This window comes from Rhizobium sp. F40D2 (genome assembly GCF_051810745.2).
GTDB lineage: Bacteria > Pseudomonadota > Alphaproteobacteria > Rhizobiales > Rhizobiaceae > Rhizobium.
The window spans coordinates 505,284-518,348 of record NZ_JBPWQX020000004.1 but is presented as its reverse complement, the minus strand read 5'-3'; the positions used below and the strand labels follow the sequence as shown (position 1 = coordinate 518,348).

The following is a 13,065-nucleotide window of genomic DNA, read 5'->3' as shown; positions in this document are numbered from 1 at the left end:
CGGCCTACGCCAATCTACTGAAAATTCCGGCTCTTGATCTTCATCGTATCAATATGAAGATCCGGCGTGAACATATTCCTGGCACGAACCCCTGGAGGCGCTTTTTCGCGTGAATCCGGACTGCCCGGCGAGCCATGGGCGAATTCATCGCCGCGGCCGGTCGGCGGATGGAAGGCACCGTCACGCCCGGCAAGCCCTGACAGATCGGCCGAGAGATCGAAGAGCTGCTGGGCGACCAGGTGAAGTACCTCCCCTTCCCGTTGGATCCTGCCGTTGATCGCCATCATGCTGGCGCCGAGCACCACCCGGCGGGACCGTTCGAACAGTTTCGGCCAGACGACGATGTTGGCAATGCCGGTCTCGTCCTCGATGGTGATGAACATAACGCCTTTCGCTGAACCCGGTCGTTGCCGAACCAGCACCAGGCCGGCCGCCATCAGCCACTGGCCGTCCCGCGCCGTCATCGCTTGGGCACAGGTCACAATCCGGCGCTTGGTAAGATCGGCCCGCAGGAATCGTAACGGATGCTCCCGGAGTGTCAGCCCGATGTGACTGTAATCCTCGACGACGTTATGGCCGTCCGTCATCTGCCTGAGCTCGACGTCCGGCTCCTGCTGCTCGGCAATCGCCCGCGCCTCGCGTTCGGCGGCGGCGGTAAACAGAGGCAACGGCTCGTCGCGCAGCGCCTTGATCGCCCAGAGCGCATCGCGGCGTTCGAGGCGCAATGACGGCAGGAAGGCGTCGGCCTCGGCGAGCTCGACAAGTGACGCCACCGGCACACCCGACCGCCGCCACATGTCGTCCACCGATGCGAAGGGTTCATCGGCGCGCGCGGCGACAATGCGTGCCGCGTCGGCGGTCGCCAATCCTCGCACCAGGCGCATGCCGAGCCGCACCGCGTGCCGGCCTGTACCCTCCACCTCCTCGAGCGTGCAGTCCCAGCGCGAGCGGTTGATGCAGATCGGGCGGACCTCGACGCCGTGTTTCCTCGCGTCGGAAACGATCTGTGCCGGCGCATAAAAACCCATCGGCTGCGAGTTCAGAAGTGCTGTGCAAAAGACATCCGGAAAATGGCATTTCACATAGTTGGAGGCATAGGCGATCAGTGCGAAGGAGGCGGCATGGCTTTCGGGAAAGCCGTAACTGCCAAAACCTTCCAGCTGCGAAAACGTCCTCTCGGCAAACTCCTTTGTGTAGCCGTTTCGGATCATCCCGCTCACAAGCTTGTCCTGGAATCGCGAGACGCCGCCAGTGAACTTGAAGGTCGCCATGGATTTCCGCAACTGATCGGCTTCGCCGCCGGTAAACCCGGCACAGACCATCGCCACCTTCATCGCCGACTCCTGAAACAGCGGCACGCCCAGCGTCTTGTGGAGGACCGCCTCCAGTTCGGGCGTCGGATACTCGACCTTCTCCTTGCCTTCGCGGCGGCGCAGATAGGGATGGACCATATCGCCCTGGATCGGCCCGGGGCGGACGATCGCCACCTGAATGACGAGGTCATAGAATGTTTTCGGTTTCATCCGCGGGAGCATCGACATTTGCGCCCGGCTCTCAATCTGAAACGTCCCCAAAGTATCGGCCCTGCGAATCATCGCATAGGTCGCCGGGTCTTCCTGTGGGATGGTGGCGAGGTCGAGATCCTGATGCTTGTGCTCGCCGATGAGGGCAAAGGCCTTGGCCATGCAGGTCAGCATGCCCAAGGCTAAGACATCGACCTTCATCATCTTGAGCGCCTCGACGTCATCCTTGTCCCATTCGATCACCTGGCGGTCGGCCATCGCCGCCGGTTCGATCGGCACGAGATGATCGAGCCTGTCATGGGTCAGGACGAAGCCGCCGGGATGCTGGCCAAGATGCCGCGGTGCTCCCATCAGCTGCTGGGCAAGCTGCAGGGTCAAGGCGAGACGGCGGTCCTCGGGATTGAGGCCGAGGGCGCGCACCTGGTTCTCGCCGACCGTTTCCGACCAGGACCAGATGCCGGAGGAAAGCGCCTTGACCAGATCCTCGGGCAGACCGAGCGCCTTGCCGACGTCGCGAATGGCGCCCTTGGCGCGATAGCGGGTCACGGTGGAGCATAGGGCCGCCTTGTGATGGCCGTAGGTCTTGTAGATCCACTGAATGACGTCCTCCCGCCTTTCATGTTCGAAGTCGACGTCGATGTCGGGCGGCTCGTCGCGCTCCTGGGAAACGAACCGCTCGAAGAGGAGGTCGTTGGTTTCCGGGTCGATCGAGGTAATGCCGAGCACATAACAAACGGCCGAATTGGCAGCCGACCCCCTGCCCTGGCAGAGAATACCCTGCGATCGGGCATAACGGACAATGGAGAATACCGTCAAAAAATAGGGGGCGTATTTCATGGTCTCGATCAGCGTCAATTCATGGCGGATGGTCTTGTCGACATGCGCCGGCAGCCCTTCCGGGTAACGCGCCCTGACGCCCTTCCAGGTGTAGTGCTCCAGCGACTGTTGCGCCGTCATGCCCGGGATCAGCGCCTCTTCCGGATACTGATAGACGAGCTCTTCCAGTGAAAACCTGCAGCGCTCGACGATCTCTGTCGTCCGCGCCACCGCTTCCGGATAGCGGGGAAACAGACGCGCCATCTCTTCGGGCGGCTTCAGATAACGGTCGGCGTGCCGCTCGCGCTCGAATCCGACGTCGTCGATGGTGGTGCCGGTGCGGATGCAGGTGACGACATCCTGTAGCTGCCGCCGGCCAGGCTCATGGAACAGCACGTCATTGGTGACGACCGTCTTCACCCGGTGCTTTATCGCCAGGTTCGACAGCTCATGCAGCCGCAACTGATCGTTGGGGCGGCGACGCAGACAGAGCGAGACATAGGCACGGTCGCCGAAGAGTTCCGCCATCTTCCTGAGCTGCACGGCGCAGCTGTCGTCTGGCATGTCCGGCACCAGGATGGCGATCAGGCCTTCGGCGTAGAGCGCCACATCGTCGAGATGCAGGATGCACTTGGCCTTCCCGCCCCTGCCCTTGCCCAAGGTCAGCAGCCGTGTCAGCCGCGAATAGGCGGCGCGATCGGTGGGGTAGACGAGAATCGACATGCCGTCAGCCAGATCGAGCCGGCAGCCGACGACGAGCCGCAGACCGGTGGCGCGCGAGGCCTCGAGCGCCCGGACGATGCCGGCCAGGCTGTTGCGGTCGACGATGCCGAGCGCCTCGATGCCCATGAGCTTGGCGGTCGCGAACAGCTCCTCCGCCGAGCTTGCGCCGCGGAGGAAGGAGAAATGGCTGGTGACCTGCAGTTCGGCGTAGCGCATCAGGCAAACACTCCATGCAGGAACCATTTGCGCGATCCGGTCTCCGCATCGACGCCATCGCCGGAGCGGAAAATCCAGAAGCGCTCGCCGGCATCATCCTCGACGACGAAGTAGTCGCGCACGGCGACCCATTCGGAGCTGCGTTGCCACCACTCTCCGAAGATGCGCTCCGGGCCGTCGGCACGCTTCACCCGACGCCGCTTGCCGCGCCAGGTAAAGGAGACCGGCGGATGATCGGGCAGAAGCGCAATCACCTCGATCGCCTCCGGATGCGGCAAAAGCCTGGAAGGCCGCGGCCAATGGAGCGGCCAGGTAGCGCCGATCTCGTCTGCCGTGGGCGCAATGCGCTGGACGCTGCGTTCCGGGACGTCGCTTGCCACTGGCGCCACGCGAAAAATCCGCTGGCCTCCGCGATTGCCGAGCACATCGATGAGCGGCGTCACATCGGTGACCTGCTCTTCGATCAACGAGGAGGCCGACTGCATGTCAACGAGCGGTTCGGCAATGATAGCGGTGAGGCTCAGCTTCTCGATACCGAAGCCAGGCTCGATCTTCTCGATCCGATCACGGAAGAGTTTGGTCAGCCAGGCAATGTCACGGACCGGTTTGGCTGTGCCGGCCCGAAGCGACTGAAGCGTGTTGTCGACGCGGTAGACGATCAGGTCGGCGCGCCGCACCCCAAGTCCCCGCTTCTCGAGCTCCAGACAGAGCTGCCGCACCAGGCGGCTCACATATTTCTCGATGGTCTCCGGTGCGCCGATCGGTTCAGCAAAGGATTTTTGCACCTCGACGAGGTCGGCCGGCCGGATCGGATCGATCGGCTCGGCGATGCGGCCGAACATCTGGTCGAGGCGCCGCCCGACCTCCGGGCCGAAACGCAGCGTCAGCGGCGCGCGCGGCGTAGCGGCAAGATCACCGACGGTGGCGAAGCCGAGGGTGCGGAGATTTCCGACGATTTCGACCGGCAGGCGCAGCGAGGACAGCGGCAGCCGGTTCACAGCCTTGGCGGTCTCGCCGCGTGGGATGATAATCGTCTCGCGATCCGTGGAGCGGGCGAGCGCATGCGCTGAGCCCCAAGTGTCGGCGATCGCTGCTCGCGCTGCAAGACCGCGGCCGCGGAAACGGTTGACGAGACCGGAGAGCAGCAAGTCTTCGCCACCCTGCAGATGATCGGCGCCTTCGGTATCCATCACAATGCCGTCCGGAGTATCCATGGTGACCACGGGAGAATATTGCGACAAGGCCCATAACGTCAGCCGTTCGAGTGTTGCGAGGTCGGCTACTGGGTCGGCATCAATCATCGTCAGCCCATGGACCAGCGCCTGCGCCTTGGCGGCCGACATGCCGACGTGCAGCCCGAGTTTGAGGGCTGCCCGGTCGGCCGCCGCTACCCATCGCTTCGATCCGCTACGGGCGATTACCACCAGCGGCGTGTCAAGAGACAGCGAAGGATCGGCGCGCCTGATCCGGTCGGTCGGCAGTGTCGGAAGAAAGACAGATACGACCCTGGCCATCACATGCTCCGATAATGAACTCTCCTCCCTCGCCTGCCCTCACCCGCATGAGTTCTGCGAGCCAGCGCGCGCGGCCGACACCCGGTACGGGAAGCGGCTCGGATGGCAGCACCGAGATCCGCCAGCGGGTCGCCGCGGCCGTCGGCATGCCGAAATCGGAGGCTTCCGTCTGGCGACGCCATCGGCGGATCACCAAGCCCAATGTGCCCGACTTTTCCGCCGCAAGCTGCAGACGGCGCGATGCCGTCATCGGCAGGCGCACCAGTTCGGCGACGACGGCGCCGAGGCCGCCATAGCGCAACGCCTCTTCGAAGCTCGCCAGCACCGTCTCTTCCTTGTCGCATTCGACGAAGATGACGCGGTCGGGATGAAGCCCGATCTGGGCAAGTGCCGGAAAGAAGAGATCGAAGCGGGTGAGGCACCAGACCACCTTGCCGGTGGTGCGAGCCGCAATGCCGCCGATGAAGAGTGCCGCGGCCGCGCCATCGATGGCGCCATTTCCGCCGCCGGCCACTTCATGCAGCGCACCAAAGGCCAAGCCACCTCCCGGCAACTGCGCATCGATCTCACTGACCCCGAACGGCAGGAAACTGCGATGGCGCAGGCCGGTCCCTTCCAGGCTGGCGATTTTCTCGCGCAACTCGTCGAGAACGGCATTCGAAGTGGCGACGGCTGTGGTCATGATCTCCTTGCGGCAACCCGTTTTCGACTTGAGAAGAGGCGGTATGTTCTTTATTTGTTCTCAAAGCAAAAACGAGTCAATGCGTGTCCGGCGCGCTCAAGTTGAGCGCGGGCGCGGGCCCGACGGATTCGATGAACGGATTCAATCCGATGACTGAATTAGGAATTTTTTCGCATGGCCCGACCGGACCTGTTAAGTGATCTGAGACTGAAGGATTATCGTGAGCCGGTTATCGAATTCATCTGTCGGCGATGTGACCGCCATGGCGCGATCGAGCGCAAGCTGTTGGTGAAAGTGTTCGGCGCCGGTGTGAGCTTCGCGGTCCTTCGCCGTAGGATGGCCATGGGCTGCGAGCGCATGCAAACGCCGGAAGGTGACAAATGCGGCGCACACTTCCCATGTCTGGACAACATAGATGGTCCTAATGGGAGCCAGTCATGAGAAACGATGAAGGTCACGATCGGCCGCGCAAGATCATCCATGTGGATATGGATGCTTACTACGCTTCGGTTGAGCAGCGCGATAATCCGGAATTGCGCGGCAAACCGATTGCCGTCGGCGGATCGGCTGCCCGCGGCGTAGTGGCGGCGGCGAGCTACGAAGCGCGGGTCTTCGGTGTCCACTCGGCGATGCCGTCGGTGACCGCAAAGCGGAAATGTCCGGATCTTATCTTCGTGCCGCCGCGCTTTGATGTCTACAAGGCGGTGTCGCAGCAGATCCGCGCGATCTTCGCCGAATATACGCCGATGATTGAGCCGCTCTCGCTCGACGAGGCCTATCTCGATGTCACGCACAATCTCAAGGGCATGGAGATCGCCACCGAGATCGCGCTGGAGATCCGCGCCAGGATCAAAGAGATTACCGGCCTCAACGCGTCGGCCGGGATTTCCTACAACAAGTTCCTCGCCAAGATGGCGAGCGATCTGAACAAGCCGAACGGCCAGGCCGTGATTACACCGAAGAACGGGCCGGCCTTCGTCGAGGCCCTCCCCGTCAAGAAGTTCCATGGTGTTGGACCCGCGACGGCCGAAAAGATGCATCGGCTCGGGATCGACACCGGCGCGGATCTGAAACAGCGGACCCTCGAATTCCTGGTGGAGCATTTCGGGAAGTCGGGACCGTATTTTTATGGCATTGCCCGCGGCATCGATGAGCGTCAGGTCAAGCCGAACCGCGTGCGCAAATCCGTCGGCGCGGAAGATACGTTTTCCCAGGACCTCCATACCTTTGAACCCGCCCGTGAAGGGCTTCAGCCATTGATCGAAAAAGTGTGGGGTTATTGCGAGGCCAATGGGATTGGTGCCAAGACGGTGACGCTAAAGGTCAAATATGCCGACTTCAACCAGATCACCCGCAGCAAGACCGCTCCCGCACCTCTGGCAGCGATCACCGACCTAGAGGAGATCGTCGGCCTGCTGCTGGCGCCGATCTTTCCGCCGCGCAAGGGTATTCGTCTGGTCGGCGTTACCCTGTCGTCGCTGGAGCGGCGGACCTCTGGAACGGAGCCGCAGTTGCGGTTGGCGCTTTAGACCGCCAGCATCGGCTGGGCAGGAGCGCCGGTGTGGCGCTTGACGCCGAACGTCCCCGCCGGCAGCGGCCGCAGGATTTCCTCTTCGGGAAAAAGTCCGTCGAGCCAGACCATGCGTTGGTCGCGCGTCAGCACCGCCATCTGCCGGTCGTGGAACGGCGCGATATCGGGGTTGGCCTCGATGGTCAGGACGGCATAGGCCTCCGGCCAATCGTCGGCCGCCGGCCGCCAGATCCCCGCAAAATAGAACCAGTCGCCGTTGGCGAGCGAAAAGCTGAAGCTCCTATGGCGAAACTCCGAGGCGGGGACCAGGCAGCGGTGGCTCGGGAAGCTCCGTCCTTGCGAGCGGATGACGTTGACGGCGCGCGGACCGCCTTCGCGGGGACGCAGCCCCCATGGCAGCTCCACCATCTCCACATCGCCGTCATGGCGTCTTATGATGACGCGGCGCTCGTCGAGCGGGGCGTCGGACTGGAAAACCTTCGCGCTCATCATAGATAGAACATATCAGGAACAACTTTTCGAAGCAACCAACCTGTAATGAGGGACGCATGTGCAATGATTATCGGCTGATGGTGGACGCTGCTTCGATCGCGAAGGACTTCGCCGACCTGAAGATCAAGATCCGCTTTGGTGAAGGCGTACCGAACCTCGAAGCGCGTGAGGACATCAAGATCACCGACGTCGGCCCCATCGTCAGGACGATCGATGGACCCGGCGATGAGGTCGAGCTCGTGCAGCGGCGCTGGAGCTGGCCCGGACCGAATAAGCGGCCGGTGTACAATTTCCGGTCGGAAGGTCGGGAGTTCACCTCCAATCGCTGCCTGATTATTGCCGATGGCTTTTACGAGTTCACGGATCCAAAGGACCCGAAAAAGAAGCGCAAGGACAAATGGCTGTTCACCAAGAAGGACGAGCCGATCTTCTGCATCGCCGGCATCTGGCGCGAAACCCCGGAGGTCGGACAGGCCTTCACCATGCTGACGATGGCGCCAGGTCCCGACATCGCCTCGTACCACGACCGGCAAATCGTCATCCTCGAACGCGACGCATGGGCTGGCTGGCTCGATCCGACCGTTTCGGCAAAGTCGTTGATCACGCCGCTTGCCGCCGGCGCCCTCGCTGTGGAACAGGTTGGGTAATCCCCGGGGCAGCCATATTGCCTCGCTCCAACGGATGTTTGCCTGTTCCGGAAAGCCGTATAGACAAGTGCTGGCATGAGCGATCCCGGTCTCGTCGCCCCGGCATTATGACTAATCCCGATCACTCGACTGAAGGACTCGACTCTTCAGATCCACTCTGATGCACTGCCAGCATGACCAAGCCGCCAGGAAAGAAGACGCAGCCGCTGTTGGGCGCCGCCGAAGCGCCGCTTCGAAGCCGCCACGAAACCACGCGACCCAAAGCAGCCGGTATTGCCATTCGATCCGATGCCAGATCGTGTCGAGCCATGCCTGGCGCTCCTCGTGCCGAAACCAAGACCCGCAATGGAATCTACGGGGTGAAATGGGACGGCTATCGTCTCGCGATCCACGTGGAGCCAACGCGAGTCCGCGTCCTTACTCGGGGTGGCCGGGCGTAAGCGTAATCGGAGCGCGGCGCTCTCCTCATTCCTCGGGTATTCCGAGGTTGCTTCCAGCTTCCGAGCTGTGACGCGGCGTTCGAATCCCTGCCCCGACAACCATATTCGGTACAATCGAATAGAGCCTGGCGATTTCTCGTGGCTTTGCTCCCTGTAAGCCGCGACGACGATCTTCAGTCAACTATGTAACGCGGCATTGTCCTGTCGCTCGCGCAAGCTTCTGTACGCGGCGCGTCGCGGCTTTTCATCATATGTCCGGGCGCGGTACTCAATCTCGGCCATGAGCGTCGGCTGCACCCAAACCAGTTCTTCCGCCGACCCTGATCGACTGTGGTTTTCCCCGGGGAACAAGGGTTTCTTAAACGGGTTTTCCTAGCACTGACTCGGCCAGTTCGAGGTTAAATGACCGAGTTTCCGGTAGAGGCTCGCTCATGGTCGAGGACAGAACTATCATCCGAAAGCGGAAGTGGCTTGCCACAGTGCGGGGTATTGTCACGCACAGCGCCGGCGGCCCTGAAATAGAGCATGCTCCATGTGATATGCTGCTTGGCAACGCCATTCTTCGTGTCGCCAGCTTGGATCAGTCTGTCTGCAGCACGGCGGCTGCGACGGTCACACTGGACGGCATTGAGCTTGATTGCGAAGATTGCAGGCGGCTTGCCCTGAAATACGGAGACAGTCTCGAAGTTCGGGAGTAACGATATCCTACTGCCCTATCGTCGCCAAACAAACGGCCGCTTGTGGTCTCGCTCCACGAGGCCCTCATTATTCGTGAGCAGGATAGCGCCGACACCCACGTGGAAACTATCCTATCCTCAGGGTTGAAAGGGTGTGTTTCTGCCTATGGTCATGGGGCCTCGCGAACTCCACCCTAAGACTTCGGAGGATTTCCTGCCGGGAATGGCCCTGGGAGTGCAAGTCTACGACTCGAGCGACGAAGCCCTGATGATCTGGAGAAATTTTCAGCTCATTGCAAGCATCGCCGATGATCGCCTGGAGGGATTCGAGGTCGTCAAGATCAATCGCAAAATCCGAAAGCAGGCCCAATTCATACCCTCGCAGACAGAGGTAGGGAGCGTCATTCGGCGTCAGTGCGAGGTGATCGCACCACCGCTGGACGCGAGATGCTCTGTAATGGCGCGCCGGATTTCGGTAACCGTGTCGAAGAGCCTGTTGTCCAAGTCGATGACATTGAAGCGGACAGCGATGAATTTGAGGCGGTTTTCGACAGGGACCGCGATCCCGACTTCCTGACCATTGAATACGACAGCTTGCTTCTGCATAACAAACCTCGGGCGCGCCATACGGGAGCACCGTCTTGGAAAACTGGAACAAAGGGTTGGTTTACGACGCGTCAGATTGCCGTCGTAGGTCGGTATCGGATCGAGACGAGATCACGCATTCGCTGCGCCATTGCGAAGAAACGAAGTCGGAAAAACAACGTCATCATCCTCCCCTCAAGCGAGGTCAAAGACCACTGGGTAGCGTCGGCGAGAGCCGGTTATTTCGGAGTTCCCCTGTAAAAAAGGTAGTCGAGAAACATCGAGCAAGCAACTGATTTTTGTGATTATTTAGCGTTTTAAATCGTATGACAATTACCGCAGGTGCGAAGTAATAAATGATGTACGTTCGTCCGACCCCATCATCGAAGGCCCCCGAAGTTTTACCGCCCACTTGCGGGGAAAGCGCAGGATCGTCCAAAGGATTTTCGCCTGCGACAGGACATTTGCGCGATGAGTCAATTTGGTAGCGACCCAGTTCCTGACCCTGGGCACCTCGGCTTCGACAAGCCGCGGCTGGCGCGACTGAAGCGGTGGATGCAACGATATGCCGACACCGGGCGCTGGCCGGGTGGTGCGGTGCTCATCGCGCGTCATGGAGAACTCGCCTTTTTCGACTGCGCCGGGCACGCCGACGTCGAAGCCAAGCGGCCTTGGCAGCGCGACCTCATCGCCCGCATCTACTCGATGACCAAGCCTGTCACCGCCGTCGCGCTGATGATGCTGTACGAGGAACCGATTCTCGACAGAACCTCAGCCGCTTCAATGAATACGGGAAGCGGATTGCTGTCCTTGACGCCCTGCGTCTCGCCGTTAGGCGAAAGACGGACACCTGTCCGGTCGGCCAAGCGCACGCGCTTGCTCGTATGGCTTCTTGCCGTCGTAGGTGTAAGCTTGGCGGGGCGCAGTCGTCGCCGAAGCGGACACCGGCTGGCCACCGTCGAGTAAGCTCGAGTGGACGACGCGACCCAGTTGCCAGAGCTGCGCGATGATCCGGCCGCCGTTCTCGTGAACCGCGTGGGTGACCTTCCGCCATCCGGCAATCTGCTCGGGCAGCCACAGACCCGTAGCATACGGCCAGCCAAGCCCAAGCTGGTTGATGCCGATCATTCGCTGATGATGAAGCCGGCAGACGCGCGCTGTGCGTAGTAGTCGACCATGATCGGCGTTGGAATATGGCTGCTGGTGCCCCGCGCGCGGGTCATTGGGACCATCAGGATACGGTTGGGAGCCTTGATAGCGCCTAATTCACTTGGATCAAACAAGTTGGTCATGTGGCAATTCCTTGAGAGAAAGCGGAACGCGCGCCTCAAACGAGGCGCGATCCACCGTCAACATTGAGAACGGCACCGTTTGCGAATGATCTTCGTGATCTGCGGCATACCCTCGGTCGGCCGACCATCGACAAACTGGGCGGCCAAGGGGAAGACATGCTTTCGCTCACCCTTGAGCAGGCCAGCCGCATTCGCGAAACAGTCGACACTGAGGCGGAAATCATCTTCGGCGCGGCCTTCGATCCTGGTCTTGGTGACACGATGCGCATTTCGCTCGTGGCGACAGGCTTGCAATCTGAAGAGATCGCCATCGGGTACGTCGCCTAGCGCATTGTCGTCGCGCTGGGATTCGGGAATTTTGATTGAGGCGGAGCATGACGATGTGGGGGTCAGATCGGACCCGCCGACGCGGCTGACTCCACCCGATAGCCAACGCGACGGCGGCCGGCAACTGCGTGACTCATCTCCCCGATTCCTTGAGGATCTGCCCTAGAATTTCCCCCTCAGCTTTAACGTGTCTGCGGATAGATATAAAAAAGGAGCGAAGAAGATACCCGATTGCGTCCCAGGAGAGATAACAGCGCTCCGTATTCAGATCTAGAAGCGTGTCGACGACCTCCTGTGCAGCGTCGGCGTCGTACTGTCGGCCGGTCCTTCGCCTGCCGGTCGCTTCCGCCAGCTCGTCTCCGGACATGATCAAATCCAGTCGCGAAGAAATGACTTGCTCTTCCAGCCTATGCGTTGTGCGTAGGAGCGGCACCAACCCACTAATGATGGTCTCGCACAGCCTTTCGTCAACGCGATGAGGCAGGCAGTCTGCGATCTCCTCAAGACGGTCACACCAGGCGAAGAGCTGGCCATAGCAGGCTTCGAGTTCGGCCAAGGCATCTGAAACGGTCTTCGTCATGTCCCATCTCCGCAGGATGCAGGCTGGCGGCGATCGCAACGGCGGCAAGGACCGTCGTGTTGGTCCATTGCAAAGCGGCCACCCGGAACAGGACGGTCGCGAACGTCACGTTAGGTGTCGCTATCGACGATCGACCTGGGTGCCAGTCACTGGTTTATCCTCCCCGAGAGCATAGACAGTCCTGAGAGACCCTTGTTTGAGATCGATCAAAAAGAAAGCGATTTCGAACTCCGGGCCGCCGCTTCGTGAGGCTTTCATCTTTAGCGGCTGCAGTTGAGCACCAGAAGCGCGCACACCAGTCGCTACTCAGGTGACCGAACGAATACCGCAATTGCGATAGGGAGGACGGCTTCGCCGGCATCCTGATCCGTCATGACCTGTACGATGATCTCGCCGCTGTCGGCATCCAGCGCCACATGCAGTTTACGCCAGTTGCGACGGGATCTGGCGCCGTGCTTTTCCTCCAGCCATTGGCCCGCATCGTAGATCTGCAACCCTGAACTATCGATGAGGACGTGGACGGGCCTCTTAATTCCAGCGTCAAAGCAGTCTCTATCGCCAGATCGGAATAGCGCGGCTGACCGCCGCGTGTTGTTCGCTTCGGCGCCTGCCAGGACGATACTACTTGCGGCGAGATCCAAAGCGTCAGGCTGCCTCGCCGACGAAGACCGGGCTCATATTCCGGCCAGTTCGTTAGCTTGAACTTCATCTTGTCGATGCGATGGCGGCGAGCGGCGTTGTGTTTGAAGGGCATCGTCGGGCAGACCAGTTATGAGACTGGAACAGCACCTAAGCCGCTGCCATTAACGATCCCTGCACCAACGCCCCGCACTGCCCGTCCATACCCTCAAAAGCCTGCCGCCATTTTTGGCTTCGAGTTATGGTGCTCCCCCGAAACGCAGGAGTTGAACCCGAAAACCTAAGCACATGGCCACAGAAATGTCGAACAGCAATTTCCCATCTGTCGCGTGGGGATTAAGAGAGAATGTGAGCCACATCTCTCCTGATGACTTGTCGCGC

At 60.8% G+C, this 13,065-nt stretch carries 11 protein-coding genes and 5 pseudogenes; 7 read left to right on the top strand and 9 right to left on the bottom strand.

The window, feature by feature from the left end; translation table 11 throughout:
- Positions 1-14: 14 nt before the first annotated feature.
- Genes ACS4RS_RS31135 through ACS4RS_RS31125 form a run of 3 tightly spaced genes read right to left on the bottom strand, consistent with a single transcriptional unit; the run spans position 15 to position 5,474 of the window.
- Complete coding sequence (locus ACS4RS_RS31135; protein ID WP_439012096.1) at positions 15-3,278, bottom strand: error-prone DNA polymerase; 3,264 nt, start codon at positions 3,276-3,278, stop codon at positions 15-17.
- The gene (locus tag ACS4RS_RS31130; protein WP_439012094.1) at positions 3,278-4,792 is read right to left on the bottom strand and encodes a Y-family DNA polymerase; all 1,515 of its coding nucleotides are present in this window, start codon (positions 4,790-4,792) and stop codon (positions 3,278-3,280) included. The genes ACS4RS_RS31135 and ACS4RS_RS31130 overlap by 1 nt, the downstream gene beginning before the upstream one ends.
- Positions 4,713-5,474, bottom strand: coding sequence for an ImuA family protein (locus tag ACS4RS_RS31125; protein WP_184376162.1), 762 nt, complete (start codon positions 5,472-5,474; stop codon positions 4,713-4,715). The genes ACS4RS_RS31130 and ACS4RS_RS31125 overlap by 80 nt, the downstream gene beginning before the upstream one ends.
- 174 nt (positions 5,475-5,648) lie before the next feature.
- On the opposite strand from ACS4RS_RS31125, the gene ACS4RS_RS31120 reads away from it, so the two are divergent.
- On the top strand, positions 5,649-5,915 hold the full coding sequence (locus ACS4RS_RS31120; protein WP_184376164.1) for a hypothetical protein: 267 nt from the start codon (positions 5,649-5,651) through the stop codon (positions 5,913-5,915).
- A complete protein-coding gene (gene dinB, locus ACS4RS_RS31115; RefSeq protein WP_439012091.1) occupies positions 5,912-7,003 on the top strand; it encodes a DNA polymerase IV in 1,092 nt (363 codons plus the stop codon). The genes ACS4RS_RS31120 and dinB overlap by 4 nt, the downstream gene beginning before the upstream one ends.
- On the opposite strand, the gene ACS4RS_RS31110 is transcribed toward dinB, so the two are convergent.
- Positions 7,000-7,497: an SOS response-associated peptidase family protein gene (locus tag ACS4RS_RS31110; protein ID WP_449314099.1), complete on the bottom strand. Its 498-nt coding sequence runs from the start codon at positions 7,495-7,497 to the stop codon at positions 7,000-7,002. The genes dinB and ACS4RS_RS31110 overlap by 4 nt on opposite strands.
- 56 nt (positions 7,498-7,553) lie before the next feature.
- On the opposite strand from ACS4RS_RS31110, the gene ACS4RS_RS31105 reads away from it, so the two are divergent.
- The 3 genes and pseudogenes from ACS4RS_RS31105 to ACS4RS_RS31095 all read left to right on the top strand — a co-directional run bounded on the left by ACS4RS_RS31105 (position 7,554) and on the right by ACS4RS_RS31095 (position 9,282).
- Positions 7,554-8,144: an SOS response-associated peptidase family protein gene (locus tag ACS4RS_RS31105; RefSeq protein WP_439012087.1), complete on the top strand. Its 591-nt coding sequence runs from the start codon at positions 7,554-7,556 to the stop codon at positions 8,142-8,144.
- A gap of 173 nt (positions 8,145-8,317) precedes the next feature.
- Positions 8,318-8,575, top strand: a pseudogene (locus ACS4RS_RS31100) (non-homologous end-joining DNA ligase); the annotation flags it as partial.
- Positions 8,576-9,015: 440 nt separating this feature from the next.
- Positions 9,016-9,282, top strand: a complete 267-nt coding sequence (locus tag ACS4RS_RS31095) for a hypothetical protein (RefSeq protein ID WP_439012085.1) — start codon at positions 9,016-9,018, stop codon at positions 9,280-9,282.
- Between the two features lie 390 nt (positions 9,283-9,672).
- Here the strand turns inward: ACS4RS_RS31095 and ACS4RS_RS31090 are convergent, their stop codons facing one another.
- A complete protein-coding gene (locus tag ACS4RS_RS31090) occupies positions 9,673-9,867 on the bottom strand; it encodes a hypothetical protein (RefSeq protein ID WP_439012083.1) in 195 nt (64 codons plus the stop codon).
- Positions 9,868-10,317: 450 nt separating this feature from the next.
- Between ACS4RS_RS31090 and ACS4RS_RS31085 the strand changes: the two are divergent.
- Positions 10,318-10,548, top strand: a pseudogene (locus tag ACS4RS_RS31085) (serine hydrolase); the annotation flags it as partial.
- A gap of 41 nt (positions 10,549-10,589) precedes the next feature.
- Here ACS4RS_RS31085 and ACS4RS_RS31080 read toward each other — a convergent pair.
- A pseudogene (locus ACS4RS_RS31080) lies at positions 10,590-11,138 on the bottom strand (oxidoreductase); the annotation flags it as partial.
- Positions 11,139-11,222: 84 nt separating this feature from the next.
- A pseudogene (locus ACS4RS_RS31075) lies at positions 11,223-11,321 on the bottom strand (antitoxin Xre/MbcA/ParS-like domain-containing protein); the annotation flags it as partial.
- On the opposite strand from ACS4RS_RS31075, the gene ACS4RS_RS31070 reads away from it, so the two are divergent.
- Positions 11,295-11,465, top strand: coding sequence for a hypothetical protein (locus tag ACS4RS_RS31070; RefSeq protein WP_439012077.1), 171 nt, complete (start codon positions 11,295-11,297; stop codon positions 11,463-11,465). The pseudogene ACS4RS_RS31075 and the gene ACS4RS_RS31070 overlap by 27 nt on opposite strands.
- Positions 11,466-11,598: 133 nt before the next feature.
- On the opposite strand, the gene ACS4RS_RS31065 is transcribed toward ACS4RS_RS31070, so the two are convergent.
- Positions 11,599-12,045: a hypothetical protein gene (locus tag ACS4RS_RS31065; RefSeq protein WP_439012075.1), complete on the bottom strand. Its 447-nt coding sequence runs from the start codon at positions 12,043-12,045 to the stop codon at positions 11,599-11,601.
- 347 nt (positions 12,046-12,392) lie between these two features.
- Positions 12,393-12,799 (bottom strand): annotated as a pseudogene (locus tag ACS4RS_RS31060) (transposase); the annotation flags it as partial.
- Positions 12,800-13,065: the final 266 nt, after the last annotated feature.